At 54.7% G+C, this 19,678-nt stretch carries 24 protein-coding genes; 12 read left to right on the top strand and 12 right to left on the bottom strand.

Translation table 11 applies throughout. From position 1 onward, the window contains the following. Positions 1-79: 79 nt before the first annotated feature. The 3 genes from AC1RSM_RS07400 to AC1RSM_RS07390 are packed head-to-tail and all read left to right on the top strand — an operon-like array spanning position 80 to position 1,204. Entirely contained in the window at positions 80-307 is a 228-nt protein-coding gene (locus AC1RSM_RS07400) for a hypothetical protein (protein ID WP_492930946.1), read from the top strand. Next, a complete protein-coding gene (locus tag AC1RSM_RS07395) occupies positions 291-749 on the top strand; it encodes a lysozyme (RefSeq protein WP_492930944.1) in 459 nt (152 codons plus the stop codon). Before AC1RSM_RS07400 ends, AC1RSM_RS07395 begins: the two co-directional genes overlap by 17 nt. Beyond that, a complete protein-coding gene (locus AC1RSM_RS07390) occupies positions 728-1,204 on the top strand; it encodes a DUF2514 family protein (protein ID WP_492930942.1) in 477 nt (158 codons plus the stop codon). Before AC1RSM_RS07395 ends, AC1RSM_RS07390 begins: the two co-directional genes overlap by 22 nt. A 518-nt stretch (positions 1,205-1,722) precedes the next feature. Here the strand turns inward: AC1RSM_RS07390 and AC1RSM_RS07385 are convergent. Beyond that, positions 1,723-2,184, bottom strand: coding sequence for a P-loop NTPase family protein (locus tag AC1RSM_RS07385; protein WP_492930940.1), 462 nt, complete (start codon positions 2,182-2,184; stop codon positions 1,723-1,725). Between the two features lie 321 nt (positions 2,185-2,505). Between AC1RSM_RS07385 and AC1RSM_RS07380 the strand changes: the two genes are divergently transcribed. After that, a complete protein-coding gene (locus AC1RSM_RS07380; RefSeq protein WP_492930938.1) occupies positions 2,506-2,871 on the top strand; it encodes a YgiW/YdeI family stress tolerance OB fold protein in 366 nt (121 codons plus the stop codon). Positions 2,872-2,973: 102 nt separating this feature from the next. After that, complete coding sequence (locus AC1RSM_RS07375) at positions 2,974-3,318, top strand: DMT family protein (RefSeq protein ID WP_492930936.1); 345 nt, start codon at positions 2,974-2,976, stop codon at positions 3,316-3,318. Between the two features lie 281 nt (positions 3,319-3,599). Here AC1RSM_RS07375 and AC1RSM_RS07370 read toward each other — a convergent pair whose 3' ends face one another. Further along, positions 3,600-4,418 (bottom strand): DUF4377 domain-containing protein, encoded by an 819-nt coding sequence (locus AC1RSM_RS07370; protein ID WP_492930934.1) that lies wholly within the window; start codon positions 4,416-4,418, stop codon positions 3,600-3,602. Positions 4,419-4,520: 102 nt separating this feature from the next. Beyond that, a complete protein-coding gene (locus tag AC1RSM_RS07365) occupies positions 4,521-5,222 on the bottom strand; it encodes a tellurite resistance TerB family protein (RefSeq protein ID WP_492930932.1) in 702 nt (233 codons plus the stop codon). A 211-nt stretch (positions 5,223-5,433) separates the two neighbouring features. On the opposite strand from AC1RSM_RS07365, the gene AC1RSM_RS07360 reads away from it, so the two are divergent. Beyond that, on the top strand, positions 5,434-6,585 hold the full coding sequence (locus AC1RSM_RS07360; RefSeq protein WP_492930930.1) for an ABC transporter substrate-binding protein: 1,152 nt from the start codon (positions 5,434-5,436) through the stop codon (positions 6,583-6,585). A gap of 95 nt (positions 6,586-6,680) precedes the next feature. Here AC1RSM_RS07360 and AC1RSM_RS07355 read toward each other — a convergent pair whose 3' ends face one another. The 4 genes from AC1RSM_RS07355 to AC1RSM_RS07340 form a co-directional block, all read right to left on the bottom strand. Continuing rightward, positions 6,681-6,917 (bottom strand): DUF3892 domain-containing protein, encoded by a 237-nt coding sequence (locus tag AC1RSM_RS07355; protein WP_492930928.1) that lies wholly within the window; start codon positions 6,915-6,917, stop codon positions 6,681-6,683. Between the two features lie 111 nt (positions 6,918-7,028). After that, positions 7,029-7,721, bottom strand: coding sequence for a 3'-5' exonuclease (locus AC1RSM_RS07350; RefSeq protein ID WP_492930926.1), 693 nt, complete (start codon positions 7,719-7,721; stop codon positions 7,029-7,031). A gap of 312 nt (positions 7,722-8,033) precedes the next feature. Further along, the gene (locus AC1RSM_RS07345) at positions 8,034-9,482 is read right to left on the bottom strand and encodes a GGDEF domain-containing protein (protein ID WP_492930924.1); all 1,449 of its coding nucleotides are present in this window, start codon (positions 9,480-9,482) and stop codon (positions 8,034-8,036) included. 179 nt (positions 9,483-9,661) lie between these two features. Continuing rightward, entirely contained in the window at positions 9,662-9,928 is a 267-nt protein-coding gene (locus AC1RSM_RS07340; protein WP_492930922.1) for a hypothetical protein, read from the bottom strand. A gap of 549 nt (positions 9,929-10,477) precedes the next feature. On the opposite strand from AC1RSM_RS07340, the gene AC1RSM_RS07335 reads away from it, so the two are divergent. Next, on the top strand, positions 10,478-11,347 hold the full coding sequence (locus AC1RSM_RS07335; protein WP_492930920.1) for an MOSC domain-containing protein: 870 nt from the start codon (positions 10,478-10,480) through the stop codon (positions 11,345-11,347). Positions 11,348-11,355: 8 nt separating this feature from the next. Here the strand turns inward: AC1RSM_RS07335 and AC1RSM_RS07330 are convergent, their stop codons facing one another. Continuing rightward, positions 11,356-11,817: an Lrp/AsnC family transcriptional regulator gene (locus tag AC1RSM_RS07330; RefSeq protein WP_009455584.1), complete on the bottom strand. Its 462-nt coding sequence runs from the start codon at positions 11,815-11,817 to the stop codon at positions 11,356-11,358. A 135-nt stretch (positions 11,818-11,952) separates the two neighbouring features. Between AC1RSM_RS07330 and metC the strand changes: the two genes are divergently transcribed. Continuing rightward, positions 11,953-13,176 carry a cystathionine beta-lyase gene (gene metC, locus AC1RSM_RS07325; protein ID WP_492930918.1) on the top strand — a complete coding sequence of 408 codons (1,224 nt, stop codon included), beginning with the start codon at positions 11,953-11,955 and terminating at the stop codon, positions 13,174-13,176. Here metC and AC1RSM_RS07320 read toward each other — a convergent pair. From AC1RSM_RS07320 to AC1RSM_RS07305, 4 genes are all read right to left on the bottom strand, one after another. Beyond that, a complete protein-coding gene (locus AC1RSM_RS07320) occupies positions 13,156-13,629 on the bottom strand; it encodes a hypothetical protein (protein ID WP_492930916.1) in 474 nt (157 codons plus the stop codon). The two genes, metC and AC1RSM_RS07320, sit on opposite strands and share 21 nt — an antisense overlap. A gap of 114 nt (positions 13,630-13,743) precedes the next feature. Further along, positions 13,744-14,148 (bottom strand): NUDIX hydrolase, encoded by a 405-nt coding sequence (locus AC1RSM_RS07315; protein ID WP_492930914.1) that lies wholly within the window; start codon positions 14,146-14,148, stop codon positions 13,744-13,746. A gap of 47 nt (positions 14,149-14,195) precedes the next feature. Continuing rightward, entirely contained in the window at positions 14,196-14,582 is a 387-nt protein-coding gene (locus AC1RSM_RS07310; RefSeq protein ID WP_492930912.1) for a YbaN family protein, read from the bottom strand. A 6-nt stretch (positions 14,583-14,588) separates the two neighbouring features. Continuing rightward, complete coding sequence (locus tag AC1RSM_RS07305; protein ID WP_492930910.1) at positions 14,589-15,179, bottom strand: peroxidase-related enzyme; 591 nt, start codon at positions 15,177-15,179, stop codon at positions 14,589-14,591. Between the two features lie 177 nt (positions 15,180-15,356). Between AC1RSM_RS07305 and argG the strand changes: the two genes are divergently transcribed. The 4 genes from argG (at position 15,357) to kdpC (ending at position 19,649) form a co-directional block, all read left to right on the top strand. Continuing rightward, positions 15,357-16,691, top strand: coding sequence for an argininosuccinate synthase (argG, locus tag AC1RSM_RS07300; protein WP_492930908.1), 1,335 nt, complete (start codon positions 15,357-15,359; stop codon positions 16,689-16,691). A 321-nt stretch (positions 16,692-17,012) separates the two neighbouring features. Then, positions 17,013-17,108: a K(+)-transporting ATPase subunit F gene (kdpF, locus tag AC1RSM_RS07295; RefSeq protein WP_492930906.1), complete on the top strand. Its 96-nt coding sequence runs from the start codon at positions 17,013-17,015 to the stop codon at positions 17,106-17,108. Positions 17,109-17,246: 138 nt separating this feature from the next. Next, on the top strand, positions 17,247-18,950 hold the full coding sequence (kdpA, locus tag AC1RSM_RS07290; RefSeq protein WP_492930904.1) for a potassium-transporting ATPase subunit KdpA: 1,704 nt from the start codon (positions 17,247-17,249) through the stop codon (positions 18,948-18,950). 12 nt (positions 18,951-18,962) lie between these two features. Then, positions 18,963-19,649, top strand: a complete 687-nt coding sequence (kdpC, locus tag AC1RSM_RS07285; protein WP_492930902.1) for a K(+)-transporting ATPase subunit C — start codon at positions 18,963-18,965, stop codon at positions 19,647-19,649. Positions 19,650-19,678 lie beyond the last annotated feature (29 nt).

The raw sequence follows: 19,678 nt of genomic DNA, 5'->3' as shown, positions 1-19,678 counted from the left end.
GTCAGCTCTTGGACGGCGGAGTTTGACTGATTTTGATCTGTTGGCGTGAGCCCGATTTATCAGGTTTTTAGGGGAACAAATGATGTTCGATAACGACGCCGCTCATTTACCCATAAGCACCGGCTCGGCCCTGCTTATTTATGGTTGGACGATGCAGGATTTTGTGTTGACGCTGTGGGCGGCTTATGTGGTGATTTTGATTGTGACCAAGCTGCCGGAATTCACTCGTGCTGCGGCGCGTATTGTGGGCGGGGTAAAGCGGACTTGGCGTCAGATCAAGGAGTGGAGACATGGATCTAAAAACTAAGGTGGGCACCGGTGTGATTGCGGCAGCGATCGGGTTGGTTGCGGCTTGGGAGGGCCGGTCCTTGATTGCCTACGCAGACCCGGTGGGGATTCCAACTATCTGCGAAGGCTATACGCAGGGTGTGCGTCTGGGGGACGTGGCAACGCCCGCTCAGTGCGATGCTTTGACGGAGCAAGAGGTGCGCAAGGCCCTGGCGGTCGTTGATCGATCGGTCTCGTATCCCTTGCCCGACCCGGCAAGAGTGGCACTGAGCAGCTTTGTGTACAACGTGGGCGCCGGTGCTTATGCAAAGTCCACCTTGTTGCGCAAGCTGAAGGCGGGGGATATCGCGGGGGCATGCCAGGAGTTGGATCGCTGGGTTTACGCCGGGGGCCGCAAGCTGCGTGGGCTGGAGCGTCGTCGGCAAGCCGAGAGGCAGCTATGTCTATCAAGTCTGCATTAGTGGGGGCTGCTGTCTTAGCAGCCCTTTTTTTAGCCCTGATGCAATATGGTAAAGCGCAGCATCACCAAGGCTATGAGTTGGCTCAGGCAGAGAATCGGGCCGCTTTGGTGCAGGCGCAGTCTCGTGCACGCGTAATGGAGCAGCAATTACAAAAAGAGGTGGATGATGTACGCGCTAATTTTCAAAACGAGTTGGATGCGGCGCGTGACGCTGCTGTGGCTACTCGCACCGATCTTGACAGCTTGCGCGGCAAGCTCGCCGCCGCCAATGATCGTGTCGCCACTCAGGCTGCCCGAGCCGGACATGCGCTGGATGAAAACGCCCGAATTGCCGCTGAACTGCGAAACGTGGTCGGAATGTGCGCAGCTCGATATACAGAGCTGGCACAACACGCTGATGAATATCGGAGCACTATAAATGCGTGGCAGGGGTATGCGTTGAGTTTGCTACGGTAGAACTTGTGCACAGAAGCTATGGCTTAGTGTGGAAATACTGCCAGGCTAGTGCTGCACCAGCACCAGCACCAGCACCAGCACCAGCACCAGCACCAGCACCTGCATCTGCATCTGCATCTGCATCTGCACCAGTTCCTTTTAAAGCCACGGCTAGGATTGCTTTAAGGCGACTGAGCCACTTGTGTGTGCCAAATAGGTCAAGCTTGCGCCTGTGAATGGAATCGTATCGGAACGAAAGTGGCCAGTAGTAGGTCAATACGGCCAGAGTGGTGGTAGCAATTGAGCCCAAAGTGAGTTTGTCAGCGTGCTATCCCAGCGAAGTGAATCTTTTAGACCATTCACAACCAGACCTTTGACCAAGCAGTAAGGCATATGGACTCACGGCCAACATAATCATCCAAGAGCTCAAGCTCGTTTAATGCACCGGATCGAGATGAATAGGTATAGCTGTTGGGTTGAGCAATGCCCATACTTGGGAAGAGCGATGCAGTTTAGGACTCTGTTTGTCCTGGCCAGCTTTATCTCTTTAATCCTTCGCGTTTGTAGAGCTGCTTCAACGCCCGTGCTGATTCCAGCCTGATTTTAGGCAAGCTGCTTTGTTCGAAGATGTTCAGGTATTTGTACCGGTTCGGTGGCGTCACGATGGCAATGTGGCGGATCATCTGCCACTTCACGCTGTCCTTCCCGCCAGCTAATGCACCTTGCCGTTTGCGTTCAAACAAGGTGCGGCGAAAGTAGCGGAGCAGGCTGGTTGCAGTGGACACCTCCAGCACAATAAAACCTGTGGCGCGCTCTAGTCTCGGTGCAAGATGCCGAGTGTAGTTGCCTTCCATCACCCAGCTGTCTTTAGCGATGGCTGCCTGGTGCAGCTCGATAAATTCTGATTCGGGGCGTGGTACCCAGTTGCTATAGGGCTGATGAAATAATTGGTCCAGGTGCACGGCAGGGATAGCCAGCTTGCGCTCAATGGCATTGGCCAAGCTGGATTTACCGCTATTGGACGGGCCCAGAATACAGATTCGAGGCCCAAGTTGCTCAAGACTTGTCATAGTGCAGTGGCTCGGCGTGTTCAAGAAAAGCTGGCTCTTGTAAGCCTGGTTCCGGATGAGGTGACGTGAAGCGGCCCCTGGAAAGAGCAGTACGGCTTTCTGGTGAGAAATCACCGCTGCTTATTGTACGGGTGATGCTTTGAAGGGCTGGCTTGTTCTTTAGAAAAGGGCGAAGGTGCGGGCTGTTTATTAGGTTACTGACTATATCTACTGTTATGGTTAAGCGTCATGCCATGAATTTTGGGAGTCATTATGTCCATTCATTTAAAAGCACGTTCGGTTTTTGCTGTGGCTTTGTCGGCCGCAGTATTATCCTTTCCTGCGTCGGCTCAATATACCGGGCCATCGGATATTGGTCAGACAACGGTTGCAGAGATTTTAAAGAATCCCGTAGATGATCAGGATGTTCGGGTTCAAGGGCATTTGTTGAAACAGTCTGCCCATGACAAGTTTGTTTTTTCTGATGGGACGGGCGAGATTATTGCGGAAATCAAAGCCAAGCACTTTGTTGGCCAAACCCTTGACGAAAAAACCAAGGTGGAACTGATCGGGGAAGTCGATACCAGCTCCAAGAGGCCACCAGAAATTGAAGTGGATTTCTTGAAAGTCGTCCAATAAGTTCCGATCTCTTGCTGCCTGATTGTCCCCATATCCCTTGATCGGATGTGACGCTACACTGGCCAGGTTGCGGCTTGGGCCGCTTTTTTCCCTGTGTCCAGAATGGCAAAAATTCTTCCTATCCTGCTGCTGGTGGCCTCCAATGTGTTCATGACGATTGCCTGGTATGGACACTTGAAGTACCCGAACAGTCCTTTGCTCAAGGTAGTGTTGATCAGTTGGGGTATCGCTTTTGTGGAGTACTGTTTGGCGGTACCCGCTAACCGCCTGGGGCATACCGTCTATAGCGCTGCTCAGCTAAAGACCATACAGGAGGTAATTACCTTGCTGGTCTTCGTGGTGTTCTCTGTGCTGTATCTGAAAGAGAGCTTTACGCTGAACCACGTTGTGGGTTTTGCTCTGATTGGTGCCGGTGCGTTTTTTATTTTTTACGGGCCACTGAAGTAGGGCTGCCCCAAATAGACAGGCAAAAAAAGGCCTTGCAGCGTGGCAAGGCCAGAAGCCGGATATATAGGGAGGTGAAAAATGATACCCGGATGCATTCCATACTACGGACGAGGGTGCCTACTGACTAGGCTCAAAGCTTAGCAGTGAGTAACTATTTGTGGCGGTCGCGCTTGGGCTTACAGGCAAATAGGCCTGGCTTCACGGCGTTTGGATAAGAAAAGTTGCAGAAAGAAAAACGGCCCCGCAGGGCCGTTTTTTGGTGATTGACATTCAGCCAAGGCTTAATTGCCAACCTGTTCAGATTCAACCACCATGTCCAGCACGTCGGCCTTGGAAGAGGCGTCAGCGGGCACGTTCTTCAGTTCGTAGCGATTCACCCGCAGCACATTACGAACGCCAGCTTGGTGGGTGTAGCCTTCGATGTCGCCGTAGTAGTACATCCATTCACCGGTGTAGGTTTTAAGGCCGGCGTCGTTGTACTGGATCTCACGAACCTTCAGACACTGGTAGTTGGGTATCAAGGGGTGTGAACAAGCTTCGCGCTGGGCAGCCACTTCCAGGAAGACGCGGGTAGGTTCGCTGCCGTAGCGGGTCGTCGCTGTAGGCTCGCCCTTCAAGCGCCATTTGCTACCGTCCTGGAAGGTCAGGGTCAGCACAGGGGCCGGATTGTCCGGTGCGGAGTCCGCCTTGGCCATGCTCCAGCTTGTTGCTGTGGGCAGCAGTTTGCCAACGGCCTGTTCATTGCGCATCAGCTCGGGGTCCGAACACATTTTCAGCGTGCTCACGGGCGAGGTGAAAGTGATCTTGGGGCCTTTGATGGTGTAGCCACTGCCCAAGGTATTACACAGATTGTCTACCGACATCATGGTGTCGGTGAAGTTCAAGGTGACTTGCTCACCGCCTGCGCCAGGAATGGCGGCCGAGGGCTGGCCGTCTTTACCCGTAGTGGCAAACAAGCGCCAGTGATACGCCTGCAGAGAGGTTTCTTTATCCATATGACGTACAGAATCCGCGGAGTTGGAGGTGCCGTTTGGAGCCGCGCAGGCGGCCAGACCCATTACTGCCAGTGAACCAAGAGCCAATTTGAAGGTGCTTTTCATTGGTATTTTCCTTGATGAGTCATGGGCAGCATGACATTTGCTGCCCGAGGGGAAAAATGCCCTCAGAGCGGGAGCGTTTTAGTGAAGCGTCCGACCCCGAAGTTAAGAAGAACTTATTGTCTGGATCTGATTATCCAGGCTTTGGCGCAAAGAGTCTGGCAAGGATAGTAAACGAGCCAGTTCATCCAGGTAGGCGCGCTCCATATAGCTTTGCTCGTCAATCGCGATGACGCTGGCCAGATAAATTTCGGCCGCCATCTCCGGGCTTTGTGCCAATTGGGCGATGGCCTGGGGATCGACGGGTTTAAGCAGCTCTTGCGACAGCCAGTGACGCGCCTGTTCGGGGGCGGCCATTTTATTGATTTCAGCCTCGATCAGTTCGCGTTCGGTATCGCCAATATGGCCATCTGCCTTGGCCGCGGACACCAGCGCCGCCAAAATGGCTTGGGCGTGGTTGTCGGCCTGATTATTGCTGGCCAGTGCTAAGGGGGCAGGAGGAACAGCCTGCACGGGAGCAGGTGCAGCTTGTTGGCCTGCATTTTGTTCTTGCCAGTTTTGGTAGACCTTGACGGCCAAAGCCCCCAAGGCCGCTGCGCCGCCATAGCCGGCTAATGAGCCGCCCATTTTGCGGAATTTCTTGTTGCCCAGCAGCATGCCCAGCACACCGCCCACGACGGCACCACCGCCAAAACCGCTTGCCTGTTCACCCAGTTTCTTGCCCAAGCCCGAGGAGTTCAGTTGGCCCTGTTTGAGGGTGCTTTGTCCGCTTTGCAGAATTTGCTGCAACATTTGTTGTAGTGACATAGATTCGCTCAAAGAGAGGTAAAACAGTAGCTTCGTTATAAACTACTTTATTAGGCCTGCCCGCGTACAATTGTAAGCAGACCTGCCAGAGGAGATCGTCAGAATAAGGCGTGATGGTACGGTGAATTTGGTATCTTAGGTCCAGATCAATCCATACAGGCGCGGCTGCGCTGATATCAAGGGGGGAAGGGCTTTATTGGCTCTGCATATTATGAAATTGACTCGAACTGCTTTCGCTTTGTCCGTTGTTCTGGCCGCTCTGGCCACTCCAGCCCAATCACAAGTCAAGATCGGCGTCATCGCCTCGGCGACGGGCCCGACTGCCGTGGTCGGCCTGCCGCAGCGTAATACCGTTCCTTTGCTACCCACCCAGATTGGGGATCTGACGGTTGAGTATGTCTCCCTGGATGATGCCAGCGATCCGAACCAAACGGTCACGCTGTTCAAGAAAATGATCTCCGAGGACAAGATCGACGCCTTGATCGGGCCTACCGGCTCCCCCAATGCCATGGGCTTGATCCAGTTTGCAGCGGATTCCGGTACACCGATTCTGGCTCCGGTTGGCGCGGCTTCGGTTGTGCTGCCCATGACCGAGCAGAAGAAGTGGGTGTTCAAGACTACCCAGAACGACGACATTATTGCTCAGGCCCTGGTCAAGCACATGGTTGACAATGGGGTCAAAACGGCCGGTTTCCTGGGTTTTAACGATGCCTACGGCGAGAGCTGGCTGACAGTCTTCAAAGAGCTGGCCCAAGCCAACGATATCAAGATCGTGGCCACAGAGCGCTATGTGCGTTCCGATACCTCGGTAACCGGGCAAGCCTTGAAGATTTATGCCGCCAAGCCGGACGTGGTGCTGGTGGCCGGAACGGGCGCTGCCGCCGTCTTGCCCCAGGTGACCCTGGTTAAGCAAGGTTACAAAGGGCAAATTTATCAAACGCACGGAGCCGCCTTACCAGCGTTCTTGAGCTTGGGTGGCGAGCAAGTAGAAGGCACAATTCTGGCGGCCAGCTTGATGTTGGTCCTGCCTGAAATTGATGACAGCAATCCTGCCAAGCCTATCGCCCAGGACTATATCCAGCGCTACACGGAGCGTTACGGCCAGGCTCCAGCAACCTTTGGCGCCAATGTTTTTGATGCGGGCCTCTTGCTGGAAAAAGCGATTCCAACTGCGGCCGCCAAGGCAAAGCCGGGTACGCCGGAGTTCCGCTCAGCGCTGCGCGATGCCCTGGAGCAAACGCGCGATCTGGTTGCCACGCAAGGGGTGTATTCCATGTCTCCCGAAGACCACAGCGGCTTTGACGAGCGTGGTCGTGAGCTGATTACCGTGCGTGATGGTCAGTGGCGCTTGCTCAAGCCTTAAGGCCGGTTTCTACACAGGCATAAAAAAACGCGGCTGAGGCCGCGTTTTTTGTATCCCCATTAAGGATTGATTGTGCACAGGGGAAGCCGGGCTGCTTATCCGGCCTGATTGGGTAGGCTGAGCAAAATGTGAGGCTCTTCAATTTCAAGCTCAGTTTTCAGGTACTTGGCACCAAAACGGCTGAGCGCCACGGTCAGTTTGGCGGGAATACCATCCAGAAGAATGTAATAGTCTTCTTTGCCTTGCTCGATGTGCTGAACAACATCCGGTTGAGAATGTTGCCAGCCCGTACCTCCAAGATGGGTGATGCGTTCGTATGGATCCCGACTCATATCTTTCGTGACGTATGCAACCTCGATCATTTGCCACCTCATGAAGTTCTTGTTGGGACCTTCATCATTGGGCATAAGCCGGCTTGCAGCCATTAGGGATATTACGAACCTTTAGGCTTGGACCTTCAAAGCCTTGAGCAGGTAAGGGTCCAGATCAGGCTGACGCAGCAGCCAGTTCTTGTAGTCCTGTGGCACATCAGCGATGGCCATGCCCTTGTGTTTGCCAAAATGCAAAGTGGTGGGAATTCGGGCTTGCTCTGACAACTGCCACAGTTGTTCCCACGTATTGACGTTTTGCATCAGACCCAGCAGATGCTGCAGCAAGGCAAGGCAGTTGCGCACGTCGGCCAAGGCACTGTGTGCATTGCGCAGGCGGTCGCGCGCATTGGCTCGGTCTATGTGATAGATCAGGGCAGACTGGCTGTAGCTATCCAGACCAGGGATCAGACGGCGCGCCAAGGCCAGCGTACAGATACGTTTGACATCGGGTGAACCGGCAACCGCCCAGTCATAGTCCACGTTGTGGCCAATGATGTAGTGCGTGTCGGCGGGCAACGCAAATTCAGTGTGTGAAGGGCAGTCTTGCAGCTCTTCATCGTAAATGTGATGAGTGGCCAGCGCACCCAAGGTGTTGGCTTCATCGGGGCGATAGCGCTGTTCAAACTCTTCATTGATCAGCAAGAAGACGGGGTCGCTTAAGCGCAGCCATGCCGCCTCGATGACTTGAGGCTTGGCAGTGCCGGTGGTTTCAGTATCAAACAGCAGGGCAGACATACAGGAATCGCTAACAGACAAAGCTGTCATGGTAGTGCATGTGCCTGGCTTTGCCTATACAGGTTTCAGGCGAAAGCCCTCAGGTACGCCCCAGCGATTGGTGCGCAAAAGCCAGTGGGTCTGGCAGCTCAGGCAACGGTATTGGGTTTCGTGTGTCCCGTCCGCAGAGGGGGGGTGTTGACCCAGTAAACGCAAATCGGCATGCGCTTGGCTGGTACTTAAACCGTGTGGCAAGCTTTGACATGCTTGACACAAGGGCGAGCCGTAAATTGACGCCATATCACCGCTCCCTAGTTTTTGTTTCGTATTGACACATCAGTATCGGTTTGCTTACGGATAGCGTCAAGTGCCTGTTTTGGCTTCAGGGAAATGATAGGAGAAACTTTGGTCCCGGCCGGCCCGCTTGGCTTCATATAAAGCGGTATCAGCCTGGCGCAGCAAAGCATGCAAGTCCAGCGTACTGGCTTCCAGGGTGGCCACGCCCAAGCTGGCTGTCATGGCCAGTTGCTGATTGTTGTCCAGTGAGAAGGGCAGCATCGCAATACCTTTACGGACTCGTTCAGCCACGGCATGGGCTTGTCCGGCACTACAGTCGGGCAATAATATCCCGAACTCCTCACCCCCCAGCCGCCCACACAGATCCGTATCCCGCAGCGCCAGGGAAATACGTTGGGTGATGGCGCTTAAGGCCAGATCCCCGACATGATGGCCGTGCGTGTCGTTAATGGGTTTGAAGTGATCAATGTCCAGGACGATGACGCTGACTGGCACCTGCTTCAAACGGCATTGTGTCAGTACGGTCTGGCTTTGTTGAAAGAAGGCTTGCTTGTTCAACAGGCCCGTCAAAGCATCGTGATGGGCCATGCGCTGAAGCTTTTCCACGGCCAGGTTGCGGGCGGACATCAAGCTGGCACAGGTGATGGACGCCAGCGCAATAGAGGCAATGCCAATGCGCAGTGACAACAGGTCCAGCGAGGTATGGAGCTGGCTGGGCAGAAAGTACGTCGGCTGGCTTAGAGCAAACAATGTCCACAGCACATAAAACAAGGTCAGCAGGGTGATCGAAAACAGCGAGTAGCTCAGCGCACACCAGAGTAAAGGCAGCACAGGAAAGGCCAGGGAGCCCGGGCCATCAATCAGCAAGCTTAATAAGCTGGTCAACAGCAATGACAGGGCCGGGGCTAATTGGGCCAGGCTGAGTAAATGGGGCTCGTTCCAATATTCTTGGAATCGTTTCCAGGGCCGTGCTGGGGCCGTCAGGATGACGGGCAGAATGGCGGTATAGGAAATGATGCCAGTCAGAATCCAGGACGTAATGGCCAGAGGCAGTGCCTGGTCTGTATGTAGGTACAGGGCAAAGCCGCCCAGTATGGCGGACAGAATGCACGCGACGCTGTAATAGGCCGCCAAGGTCAGCATGGCCTGGGGGCGGCGTAGGGACAGATCCAGCAGTGGGCTGCGTACGATTAACCAGTACGCCAGGCTGACACCACTGACGTTGGCGGCAGTCAGCAAAAGGGCAATCGACAAGGGGTTGTGGGCCGTAAGTTCGGCGCACAGATAGGCCAAGGTGATGACTAGCCAGCTCAGTCGGCTATTAGCCCAGTCGGGGCGACGGATGAACAGCCCTAAGAGCACGGCTTCGGCAGGCCAGAAGATCGTCAGGGCATCGTAATGGCGCAGTTTTGTACCCAGCAGGGTCAAAGTCAAGACCAGGCTGAACAAGAAAACGTGGGTGAGACAGGAAGGGCGCCGGGACGGGCGCAAGCAGAAAGCCTGCTCTGGTTTCATATCCGTTGCCATAAGAGCGCACGCTCGTCGTGGACGCTTTACAGCGTCGGATAAGTTTCAAGGCGCCACTATTGTAGGATGAAAGCAGAAATGATTTTTACAAATTGTAATTAACTGTTTTTGAATGAAATTAATACGGGGCCCAATCAGGGCCCCGTATTAATTAGCGTGCAAAGCCTTTAGTTCAAGGCAGGCATGGCATGGCGTGGAGCCACGTGATGCACGTCCTGCAGGCGGAAACGAAAGCGGACGTTGGCGTCCTGACTTTGCGCGTCAGCGGTGTAGGTGGTGCAGCCATGCACGGGCGAGCTGAAAATAACGGTACCAGCCATGCGGGGGCCGTTTTTAGGTTGCAGGTAAACGGTATCGCCAATGCGAATGTCGGTTTTGTTCAAGGCAACATGCTCAGGGCGCGAGATCAAACCAGTTGGATAGATATTTTTCATAATTTTTTTCCTTATCGTGTGGCGTCATTACATCGTGTTTTTATTGAGATTTGATGACACCATGATGGACCGGGCTCCACACGGAGACCAGGCCATTACTATTTCAATGTAGAACCTTGCTGGCAGGATGCTGAAAACATCAGGGCAGAGTAGTTCTCTGACGGCATGGACAGCGCCTTATTCGTTTGCCAAGCTAATGGACGGAGCGAGTCCGCTACGATGCAAAAAATAAGTCTGGATGTGGCTGTCGTCGCCATTGTGAATGTAGACCCGCACTGTTGGGAAAGTGCCGGCAGGTCAACAAGACCTGAAAAATGGGTACATTCAAAAAAGGTGATCGCACTTTCTTAATGTAATGTATATGTTGGTGCGAACAGCTAACTATTTACTCATGCCTTTAATGCTTTGTCAAGCCCTGCCAGGAAAAAAGTTTGCAGGAGCGATGTTTACGACCCACGCCAGATGGCTGCGGTATCAAGGCGCCTGCGACTCACACGCGGGGCTGTTCTAGAATAAGTCCCTTGTCTTTGCCTTTTCTTGTAGCGACTCATGATTACCATTACTGGCTTGTTTACCCATCCCATCAAATCTTGTGCTGCCCAGGCGCATCCTCAGGGGGTAGAGGTCAGCGTTGCGGGCCTGGCCTACGACCGGGAGTGGGTTGTGGTCGATCAGCAAGGTGTGTTCATGACGCAACGGCGCTGGCCTCGCATGGCTCTGATCCAGCCCCAGGTCAAAGATGGGCAAATCACGATTCAGGCGCCAGGGATGGAGCCTTTGTCTTGGTCTCTGGATGCCGCAGCAGGCGATAACGTCGCTGTATCGGTACGAATCTGGAGCTCGGACACCTTAGGACGTGATGAAGGCGATGTGGTCGCGCAATGGTTCAGTGACTTTTTGCAGACCCCTTGCCGGCTGCTGCGTAACCACAGCCGGGCACGTCGCCATGTGTTGACGGAGCGGGTGCGGCCTTGGGAGGATAAATCCCAAGGATGGCGCAAGATTGGAGACCAAGAACGAGGTTTTGGTTTTGCTGACGCCTTACCCTTTCTGTTTACGAATGAAGCGTCTTTGGAGGAGTTGAACCGTTTGGTCCAACAGTCCGGCGAGCAGGCTGTGCCTATGGATCGGTTCCGCGCCAATGTTGTCTTTGAGGGCTTGCCGGCCTACGAAGAAGACTATGTCTTGGGCCTTAGCGGCGAAAACCTAAGCTTCGCCTTTATCCGCCCGTGCACCCGTTGCCCTATGCCCAATGTGAATCAGCTCACCGCTGATGTGGGTACGCAGCCTGGCCTGGCCTTGGCGCAAAGCCGCCAGTTTCCCCAAGGGACTTTGTTTGGCATGCAAGCCATGCTGGTGGAATCCAAGCCCCAAATGATCAGTGTGGGCCAGACTCTGGATGTTGAATACAGCTTCTAGCTAGCCTGTCAGGCGTAGTCCAGGGGCAGGCGAGTGGTGAACTTGATCTGCTCCATGGCAAAGCTGGAGCTGACATCAGTCAGCTCTATTTCCGATATCAGGCGTTGGTAAACGCGGTCAAAACTTTTGATATCCGGCACGACCACGCGCAGCAAATAATCAGTGTCACCGCTCATGCGGTAGAACTCCACAATTTGTGGAATGGCCTCCACCACCGCTGAAAACTGGCTATACCACTGCTTATTGTGCTGATTGGTCTTGATGGCCACAAATACCGTTACCCCCACATTTAGCTTCTCTGAACTGAGCAAGGCCACTCGTTTTTCGATATAGCCTTCTTGCTCCAAACGCTGGATTCGTCGCCAGCAGGGCGTGCTGGATAGACCCACACGATCGGCAATTTCCTGGATGGCCAGCGTGGCATCGTTTTGGAGTATTTCCAGAATGTGCTTGTCGAATTTATCCAACATAAGAATATTTTCCTAATAATCAAATCAGAAGTAGTTTTTTATTCTACTGATTGTCTGTCCAATAGGGTGAATACGCAATAATTGCCTGCGCTGCACTGCGTAGACTGTTTTCATTGATCAGATCAGGGAAATAGCATGCAGGATTGTGATTACCAAAATACCCGTTTGACGCATTTGGGCCGAGACACAGGCGTGTCAGGTGGTTTTGTGAATGTGCCGGTGTGCCGCGGCTCTACGATTCTTGCGGACGATTTGGAACAGTGGGCGCAGCGCAAAGAACCCGATAATCCGTATGCCTCTTACGGCCGTTTCACCAATCCCACTTTGCAGACTTTCACGCAGGCCATGGCCGAGCTGGAAGGCGGCTATCGCGCTTGCCTGTTTCCCTCCGGTCTGGCCGCATGTACGCATGCTTTGCTAGGGATGCTGGAGGTGGGTGATCATCTATTGCTGCCGGATTCGGTTTATGGGCCGGTGCGTGCGTTTGCGCAGCAGACCTTGGCCAGCCGCATGGGAATCCAGGTGCAGTTTTATGAGCCTTCATTAGGCGCAGGCATCGCCAAGCTGATTCGAGACAATACCAAGGTGGTTTACGTCGAGTCCCCCGGATCAGGTACGTTTGAAGTTCAGGATATTCCCGCCATTAGTCGCGCGGCACAGGCGGCCGGCGCTTTTGTTGTCATGGACAATACCTGGGCCACGCCTTTGTTTTTCAAGGCTTTTGAGCACGGAGTCGATGTGTCGATTCAAGCCGCGACCAAGTATGTGATCGGGCATTCGGATGCCTTGCTGGGGGTGGCAACGGCTAATGAACGCGCTTGGCCGATGTTGCGACGCGCGGCGCATGATTTTGGCCAGACCGCTGGGCCAGATGATGTTTTTCTAGCCTTGCGCGGCTTACGGACTCTTGGCGTGCGCTTGCGTCAGCATCAAGCCAGTGCGCTGCACATTGCTCATTTTCTGGAACGTCATCCGCAGGTTCAACAAGTGTTGCACCCGGCGCTGGAGTCTCACCCGGGACATGCAATCTGGAAGCGGGATTTTACGGGTTCAACGGGTTTGTTCGGTGTGGTGTTGCAGCCCTTGAGCGCAGAGCAGTTATCCCGTTTTTTCAAAGCCTTGCGTCTGTTTGGCATAGGGCTGTCGTGGGGGGGCTTTGAGAGCCTTGCCTTGCCGATGGATATGCCTAAACGCAATGGCCGGCCTTTGTTTGGGCAAGGGCAATTATTAAGATTGCATGTGGGGCTGGAAGAGCCCCATCACTTGCAGCAGGATTTGGCTCAGGCGCTGGATGCAGCGTATGCGCTCAGCCCATCTTGCCAGGCAGATGGGCGACGCTTAGCTACCCAGCAGGCTTAACTGCTGAGTTTCCTGACGGGCGAGCAGGCGACGCGTCTGCTCTTCGTTGATGTCCAGGCTGGGATCATCCAGGGAAGGCTGGGCCGGGCTGGAGATCTTTTCGGCGATTCGGTTCCAGCGCAATCCCAGCTTGCTGGGTTTAGCGGGGCGACGGCGGCTACGGGGCGCAGTTTCTTGTTGGTCCGGGGAGTACTGGCTCAGGTCAAACTGCCCGGTCACAATGCCTACCTGTTTGAGCAGCACCATGGCTTGCAAGGGGCTTTTGAAGCTGCGGGGATCTTTGCTGCGAGCGGTCACCAGGACGGCCTGACCGGCACGGGTAGCCACTTGTACAAAGAAATGATTGCCTTGTCCTTTGATGGACACACCTAAAATCCCTCCGGCTTGGGTGGCCGCGCGCAGTTGCTGCAGGGTAAAGGTGACGATTGCGCCTTGACAGGGCAAAGAGGACATAAATTAGCGCTCAATAAAGAAAGCCCGCCGTTGCGGGCTGGTCGGGCAAATAGCTGTGTCCCCTGACGGGGAACTCAAGGGCGTCATTATGCCAAAAATTAGCCTGCTCGGGGCTTAGACAGGTGACAGACGGGGCAGAATGTGATCGGCCAGCAGCGGAGCCAGCGTCAAAGAACGGATCTCCTCGGCGCTCACCCAGCGTGCTTCTTCCAGTTCGGCAGCAGCATGCACGTCACGGTCCAGCGTCAAGGTAAAGACGTGAGCATGAACAATGTGATCGGGCTCATTGGCGGCGGGGCATTCAAAGTAGCCTTCGTAGTGGGCGGGGGCGGTCTCGTCTGCGGTCAGGCCCAGTTCTTCATCCAGTTCACGTTGCAGGGCTTGCAAGGGGGTTTCGCCCGCTTCCAGCTTGCCACCTGCCTGCATATAAAACTCGCTGCCACGTTTTCGTACCAACAGAATTTGACCGTCAGAATTAGTGATGTAGGCGGCGGCCAGCAGGATGACAGGGTTGGGCATGGGATCTTCAAGCAAAGGGGGTGAAAGCCGAGATGGACTCAAGCAGGCTATTTTTGCACAGGCTTTGCAGGGGTGTCATCCAGGGTTTTGGCACGCAGCAGATATGTGGTGGCAAAAATACCGGGAATGAGCAGGCCCAGGCGGTACCAGCCCAGATGACTGGTGAACCAGGCGGAGGCCGCCAAGGACAACCACAACATGATCAAGGCCCGGCGTTTGGCCTGACGGGTCAAGCCTTGGCCGTTTTCCCAGTTACGCAAATAGGGGCCTAAATGACGTTGGTCCAGCAGCCACTGATGAAAGCGGGGAGAGCTACGCGAAAAACACCAAGCGGCCAGCAGGACGAAAGGTGTAGTGGGCAGCAAGGGCAAAATGGCGCCAGCAATGGCCAGCGCCACACAAACCCACCCGGCGAACAACAGGGCGTAACGCATGATGACTTAGCGAGGAACGCGCCCCAGCATGTAGAACTCGTCATTGCAGCGCATGGACATGAAGTTGGCCATGCGGTTGCTCAGGCCGAAAAACGCGCTGATGCCGGCAATATCCCAAGCGTCTTCATCGCTGAAGCCGTGTTCGTGCAAGGCTTGAAAGTCGGCCTCTTCGATCTCCTGGGCGTTTTGCGATATTTTCAGGGCAAAGGCCAGCATGGCTTTTTGACGGGGCGGGATATCGGCCTTGCGCCAATTGACGGCAACCTGGTCGGCAACAAGCGGGTCTTTGGCCCGGATGCGCAAAATCGCGCCGTGGGCAATGACGCAGTAATGACATTGGTTGGCGGCGGAGGTGGCCACCACAATCATTTCCCGGTCCGCATGGCTCAAGCCACTGGGTTTTTCCATTAGCGCATCGTGATAGGCGAAAAAGGCGCGAAACTCGTCCGGACGATGAGCCAAAGCCAGAAACACATTGGGAATAAAGCCCGATTTTTCCTGAACGGCTTGAATGCGACTGCGGATATCGTCGGGCATATCTTCCAGCGCGGGTACAGGATAACGGCTGATAGTGGGTTGAGCAGGTGTATCGGGCATTGCGGTGTCTCCAGGTAAAAATGGCTGTTCTAGTTCATTGCTTAATTAAATCCAGCTACGCAAGGGTGTCCAGGGTCGGTCAAGACGATATAATGACATATTGATCCTGCCTCGGGCAGAGCTCTTCCTAGAGCCCTACAGGCGGAACCGTACTTGCACACCACTACTGACGCGATAATGACAACCATCCTTGAATCTCTTCCAGTCGGCCAGAAGGTCGGCATTGCCTTTTCCGGTGGCCTGGATACCAGCGCTGCTCTTTTGTGGATGCGCAATAAAGGGGCGATCCCTTATGCGTATACTGCCAATCTGGGTCAGCCCGACGAGCCCGATTACGATGCCATCCCCCGCAAGGCCAAGGAATACGGTGCCACTCTGGCCCGTCTGGTGGACTGCCGTCAGCAGCTGGTTGCTGAAGGGATTGCCGCTTTGCAGTGCAATGCCTTTCACATCACCACCGGTGGCGTAACTTACTTCAACACCACACCTATTGGCCGTGCAGTGACGGGCACCATGCTGGTTGCCGCCATGAAGGAAGACGACGTCAATATCTGGGGCGACGGCAGCACCTACAAGGGCAACGACATCGAGCGTTTTTACCGCTACGGTTTGTTGACCAACCCGGACCTGAAGATTTACAAGCCTTGGCTGGACCAGACCTTTATTGATGAGCTGGGTGGCCGTGCCGAGATGTCCGAGTACATGCAGGAAAACGGTTTCGACTACAAAATGTCGGCCGAAAAAGCCTACTCCACCGACTCCAACATGCTGGGTGCCACGCACGAAGCCAAGGATCTGGAATACCTGAACGCCGGTATCAATATCGTCAAACCCATCATGGGCGTGGCGTTCTGGCGTGATGATGTGGCCGTACCTGCTGAAGAAGTGCGTGTGCGCTTTGATGAAGGCCAGCCCGTTGCCCTGAACGGCGTGGAATTTGCTGATCCCGTTGAACTGATGATGGAAGCCAACCGCATTGGTGGCCGTCATGGTCTGGGCATGAGCGACCAGATCGAAAACCGCATCATCGAAGCCAAGAGCCGTGGTATTTACGAAGCCCCCGGTATGGCTTTGCTGCACATCGCTTACGAGCGTCTGGTAACCGGCATTCACAACGAAGACACCATCGAACAGTACCGGATCAATGGTCTGCGTTTGGGCCGTTTGCTGTACCAAGGCCGTTGGTTTGACCCGCAAGCCATCATGCTGCGTGAAACTGCCCAGCGCTGGGTGGCTCGTGCCGTTACCGGTGAAGTGACGCTGGAACTGCGTCGCGGCAATGACTACTCCATCCTGGATACTGTCTCCGCTAACCTGACCTACAAGGCCGAGCGCCTGAGCATGGAAAAAGTGGACAGCATGTTCTCGCCACGTGACCGTATCGGTCAACTGACCATGCGCAATCTGGACATCGTGGATACCCGCGAGAAACTGTTTACCTACACCCAGGCTGGCCTTTTGGCTCCTGCTGGTGGTTCGGCTGTTCCTCAGCTGAAAGACAGCAAGAAGTAAGCATTCTGTTCGACGGCCTGTGAGGTTCCCGCCGGGAACGTGCAAGGGCAGGCCCGAGACAGCAGTACATAAACACCCCAATGCCTGTTGGTTCAGGCTTTGGGGTGTTTTTTATTGGGCTCATGAGTAGCCGTTCCTGCCCCCCCGCCTAAAAAACCTCATCAGCATCTGCCCGCGCCGCTGCCGGATCAGTTGATGTGCGCCCTTACATCAATCTATATGCCGTCTTTATACGCAGGCCCCTAAACACAGCCCTGAATTTACGCCCTCACTTCTAGACTTCACTTGTCTGCTGCAGGTCAGCATTGTGTGGAGTGGGAAATGAATGCGTCTTTTTTTACGATCCTGGCCGGTCTGATTGCCCTGGGCCTGTTCATTTATTTGTTCTACGCCTTGCTCAAGGCAGAGAAATTCTAAGTTTTGGCCCAGCCAAACCTCATTGTTTTGAACAGGTGTGCAAATGACTGATTTTGTCTTTTTGGCGGTGCTCTTCGCATTTTTTGCGCTGGCGGCCGGTTTTGTTATTGGTCTTGAGAGACTGTAATTGGAGCGCTCATGCTTGACGATATGATGCAGTTCCTTGTGGTTCTGGCTGTTTCCGCGCTTTTGCTGGTGCTGGTGGGCAAGTGGATTGCCCATTTTTTCAGCAGTGGGCATCACAGTCTGGTGGAGCGCGGGACCTACCGGCTCTTGGGGGTGAATCCAGAGGAGAAAATGTCCTGGAAGCGATATAGCCTGGCGCTGCTGCTCAGCAATGCGGCCATGTTGCTTCTGGGATATGTTCTTTTACGGGCGCAGGCCCTGATTCCCGGTGACAGCCTGATGCGCGCCGCTCAGTCTCCTGACCTGGCTTTCAATACGGCGGTTTCCTTTACGACTAATACCAACTGGCAGGCCTATTCGGGAGAGTCCAGCCTGTCCAATTTTTCCCAGATGGCAGCGATCACTTTTTTGATGATGATCAGTGCCACCACAGGCCTGGCCGCAGCCGGGGGCTTCATCCGTGGTTTAAGCCGTAAAAGTGCGACGGATATCGGTAATTACTGGGTTGATTTCACACGCTCCCTGTACCGCTTGCTGTTGCCTGTCAGTTGTGGCTTGGCCTTGCTGTATATCTGGCAAGGCATGCCGCAAACCTTAAATGCCGATGCCGTGGTTCAGACGCTGGAAGGTCTCCCGCAGCAGCTGATTCTGGGCCCCGTGGCCAGCTTTGAAAGTATCAAACACGTGGGCACGAATGGGGGCGGTTTCTTTGCCATGAATGCTGCCCATCCTTTTGAAAACCCCACGCCTTTGACCAATACCGTGCATATGCTCAGCATGTTGCTAGTGCCCTCGGCGCTGACCTATGCCTTCGGTTCCATGCTGTTGCGTCGCCGCCAGGGCTGGGCATTCTTTGCTGCCTTTTTTGTGATGTTTGTGGGCTTTCTATCCCTGATCTACAGCGCTGAGCAGGCAGGCAATCCCTTGCTGACTCCGATGGGCGTTGATCAGGTGCAAAGCAGCACCTTGGGGGGAGGCAATCTGGAAGGCAAGGAATTGCGTTTCGGGGTGGCCCAAAGCAGCTTGTTTGCCACGGTTACCACGGCTGCCACAACCGGCTCTGTCGATGCCATGCACGCCTCCCTGACCCCGTTGGGCGGGCTGGTGCCAATCGCGCAAATGATGCTGAACAATGTGTTCGGCGGGATTGGGGTGGGTTTCATCAGTCTGGTCAGTTACGCGATTCTGACTGTGTTCCTGGTGGGCATGATGATAGGGCGCAGCCCCGAGTTTCTGGGCAAGAAGATCGAGGCGCGGGAGATGAAATACGTGATGCTGGCCATGCTGGCGCACTCTTTCAGCATTTTGGGTTTTACCGCCTTGGCCAGTGTGCTGCCTTCCACTTTGGACAGCCTGTCCAATATGGGGCCCCATGGTTTTAGCGAGGTCCTGTACGCCTACACCTCCGGGACCGCCAATAATGGCTCGGCCTTTGCCGGTTTTAACGCCAACACGCCTTTTTTCAATACCACCATCGGTCTGGCCATGCTGGTTGGCCGTTACCTGACTCTCCTACCTTTGCTGGCTTTGGCCGGGGTGCTGGCCGCTAAAAAAGCGGTGCCGGCAGGGCCGGGCACCTTGTCCACTGCCACTCCCTTATTTACCGGTCTGCTGGTCTTCGTGGTGCTGGTGGTCGGTGGCCTGACTTTCATGCCTGCGCTGGCGCTAGGCCCCATCGTCGAGCATGTGTTGATGCTGGATGGCATTACTTTTTGAGGTTTGACTGCTATGTCTCAATCGCAAGGTCTTGTTCGCACAGCACGTGATGCAGAGCCTTCTCTTGGAAGCCTGCTGCGACCTGTGCTCTTATCTGCCGTGTTTTTTATGATGCTGACCGGTTTGGCTTATCCCTTGGCGACCACGGTGATCGGTACCGCTTTATTTCCAGATCAGGCTCAAGGCAGTTTGATCCGGCTGCAGGGACAGCCAGTGGGGTCCCGGCAGATTGGTCAGTATTTCAGTCGCCCCGAGTATTTTCATGGCCGGCCCAGCATGACGCAGGGCGTGGACCCTGCGGACCCGACTAGCAGCCGTGCGCAACCGTACAACGCGGCTGCTAGTGGTGCCAGTAATCAGGGGGTCTTAAGCCGGAGTTTGCTGGATGCTGTGGCTGAGCGAACTCAAGCCTATCGGGCCATGAATGGCTTGGCGGCGGATGTATCGGTTCCTGTGGATGCGGTAACCGCCTCGGCCTCCGGTTTGGACCCTCATATTTCGGTCGCCAATGCCCGTTTGCAAGCGGCTCGTGTTGCTAAGGCGCGCGGGCTGTCCGTGAATCAAGTAATGGCTTTACTCAGCCAACACACCAGTGATCGTCAGCTGGGTTTGCTGGGTGAGCCACGCGTGCATGTGCTGGAGCTTAATCTTGCGCTGGATATGGCCTCTTTGGCCCGGCCTGTTGCGCATCAGGAGTAGGTGTCACTATGTCTTTTGCTGATCTTAAA

Source organism: Alcaligenes sp. GW821-FHT11D07 (assembly GCF_058808495.1).
This window is presented reverse-complemented; position numbering and strand designations above follow the sequence as displayed.

Excerpts from the sequence above, each read along its gene's own strand:
- AC1RSM_RS07375 (WP_492930936.1), top strand. The coding sequence starts at position 2,974 with ATGGCAAAAATTCTTCCTATCCTGCTGCTGGTGGCCTCCAATGTGTTC.
- AC1RSM_RS07370 (WP_492930934.1), bottom strand. The coding sequence starts at position 4,418 with ATGAAAAGCACCTTCAAATTGGCTCTTGGTTCACTGGCAGTAATGGGT.
- AC1RSM_RS07305 (WP_492930910.1), bottom strand. The coding sequence starts at position 15,179 with ATGCCCGATACACCTGCTCAACCCACTATCAGCCGTTATCCTGTACCC.
- AC1RSM_RS07400 (WP_492930946.1), top strand. The coding sequence starts at position 80 with ATGATGTTCGATAACGACGCCGCTCATTTACCCATAAGCACCGGCTCG.
- argG (WP_492930908.1), top strand. The coding sequence starts at position 15,357 with ATGACAACCATCCTTGAATCTCTTCCAGTCGGCCAGAAGGTCGGCATT.
- kdpC (WP_492930902.1), top strand. The coding sequence starts at position 18,963 with ATGTCTCAATCGCAAGGTCTTGTTCGCACAGCACGTGATGCAGAGCCT.
- AC1RSM_RS07380 (WP_492930938.1), top strand. The coding sequence starts at position 2,506 with ATGTCCATTCATTTAAAAGCACGTTCGGTTTTTGCTGTGGCTTTGTCG.
- AC1RSM_RS07340 (WP_492930922.1), bottom strand. The coding sequence starts at position 9,928 with ATGAAAAATATCTATCCAACTGGTTTGATCTCGCGCCCTGAGCATGTT.
- AC1RSM_RS07350 (WP_492930926.1), bottom strand. The coding sequence starts at position 7,721 with ATGACAGCTTTGTCTGTTAGCGATTCCTGTATGTCTGCCCTGCTGTTT.
- AC1RSM_RS07360 (WP_492930930.1), top strand. The coding sequence starts at position 5,434 with ATGAAATTGACTCGAACTGCTTTCGCTTTGTCCGTTGTTCTGGCCGCT.
- AC1RSM_RS07390 (WP_492930942.1), top strand. The coding sequence starts at position 728 with ATGTCTATCAAGTCTGCATTAGTGGGGGCTGCTGTCTTAGCAGCCCTT.
- metC (WP_492930918.1), top strand. The coding sequence starts at position 11,953 with ATGCAGGATTGTGATTACCAAAATACCCGTTTGACGCATTTGGGCCGA.
- AC1RSM_RS07330 (WP_009455584.1), bottom strand. The coding sequence starts at position 11,817 with ATGTTGGATAAATTCGACAAGCACATTCTGGAAATACTCCAAAACGAT.
- AC1RSM_RS07345 (WP_492930924.1), bottom strand. The coding sequence starts at position 9,482 with ATGAAACCAGAGCAGGCTTTCTGCTTGCGCCCGTCCCGGCGCCCTTCC.
- AC1RSM_RS07310 (WP_492930912.1), bottom strand. The coding sequence starts at position 14,582 with ATGCGTTACGCCCTGTTGTTCGCCGGGTGGGTTTGTGTGGCGCTGGCC.
- AC1RSM_RS07320 (WP_492930916.1), bottom strand. The coding sequence starts at position 13,629 with ATGTCCTCTTTGCCCTGTCAAGGCGCAATCGTCACCTTTACCCTGCAG.
- AC1RSM_RS07335 (WP_492930920.1), top strand. The coding sequence starts at position 10,478 with ATGATTACCATTACTGGCTTGTTTACCCATCCCATCAAATCTTGTGCT.
- kdpA (WP_492930904.1), top strand. The coding sequence starts at position 17,247 with ATGCTTGACGATATGATGCAGTTCCTTGTGGTTCTGGCTGTTTCCGCG.
- AC1RSM_RS07355 (WP_492930928.1), bottom strand. The coding sequence starts at position 6,917 with ATGAGTCGGGATCCATACGAACGCATCACCCATCTTGGAGGTACGGGC.
- AC1RSM_RS07365 (WP_492930932.1), bottom strand. The coding sequence starts at position 5,222 with ATGTCACTACAACAAATGTTGCAGCAAATTCTGCAAAGCGGACAAAGC.
- AC1RSM_RS07315 (WP_492930914.1), bottom strand. The coding sequence starts at position 14,148 with ATGCCCAACCCTGTCATCCTGCTGGCCGCCGCCTACATCACTAATTCT.
- kdpF (WP_492930906.1), top strand. The coding sequence starts at position 17,013 with ATGAATGCGTCTTTTTTTACGATCCTGGCCGGTCTGATTGCCCTGGGC.
- AC1RSM_RS07395 (WP_492930944.1), top strand. The coding sequence starts at position 291 with ATGGATCTAAAAACTAAGGTGGGCACCGGTGTGATTGCGGCAGCGATC.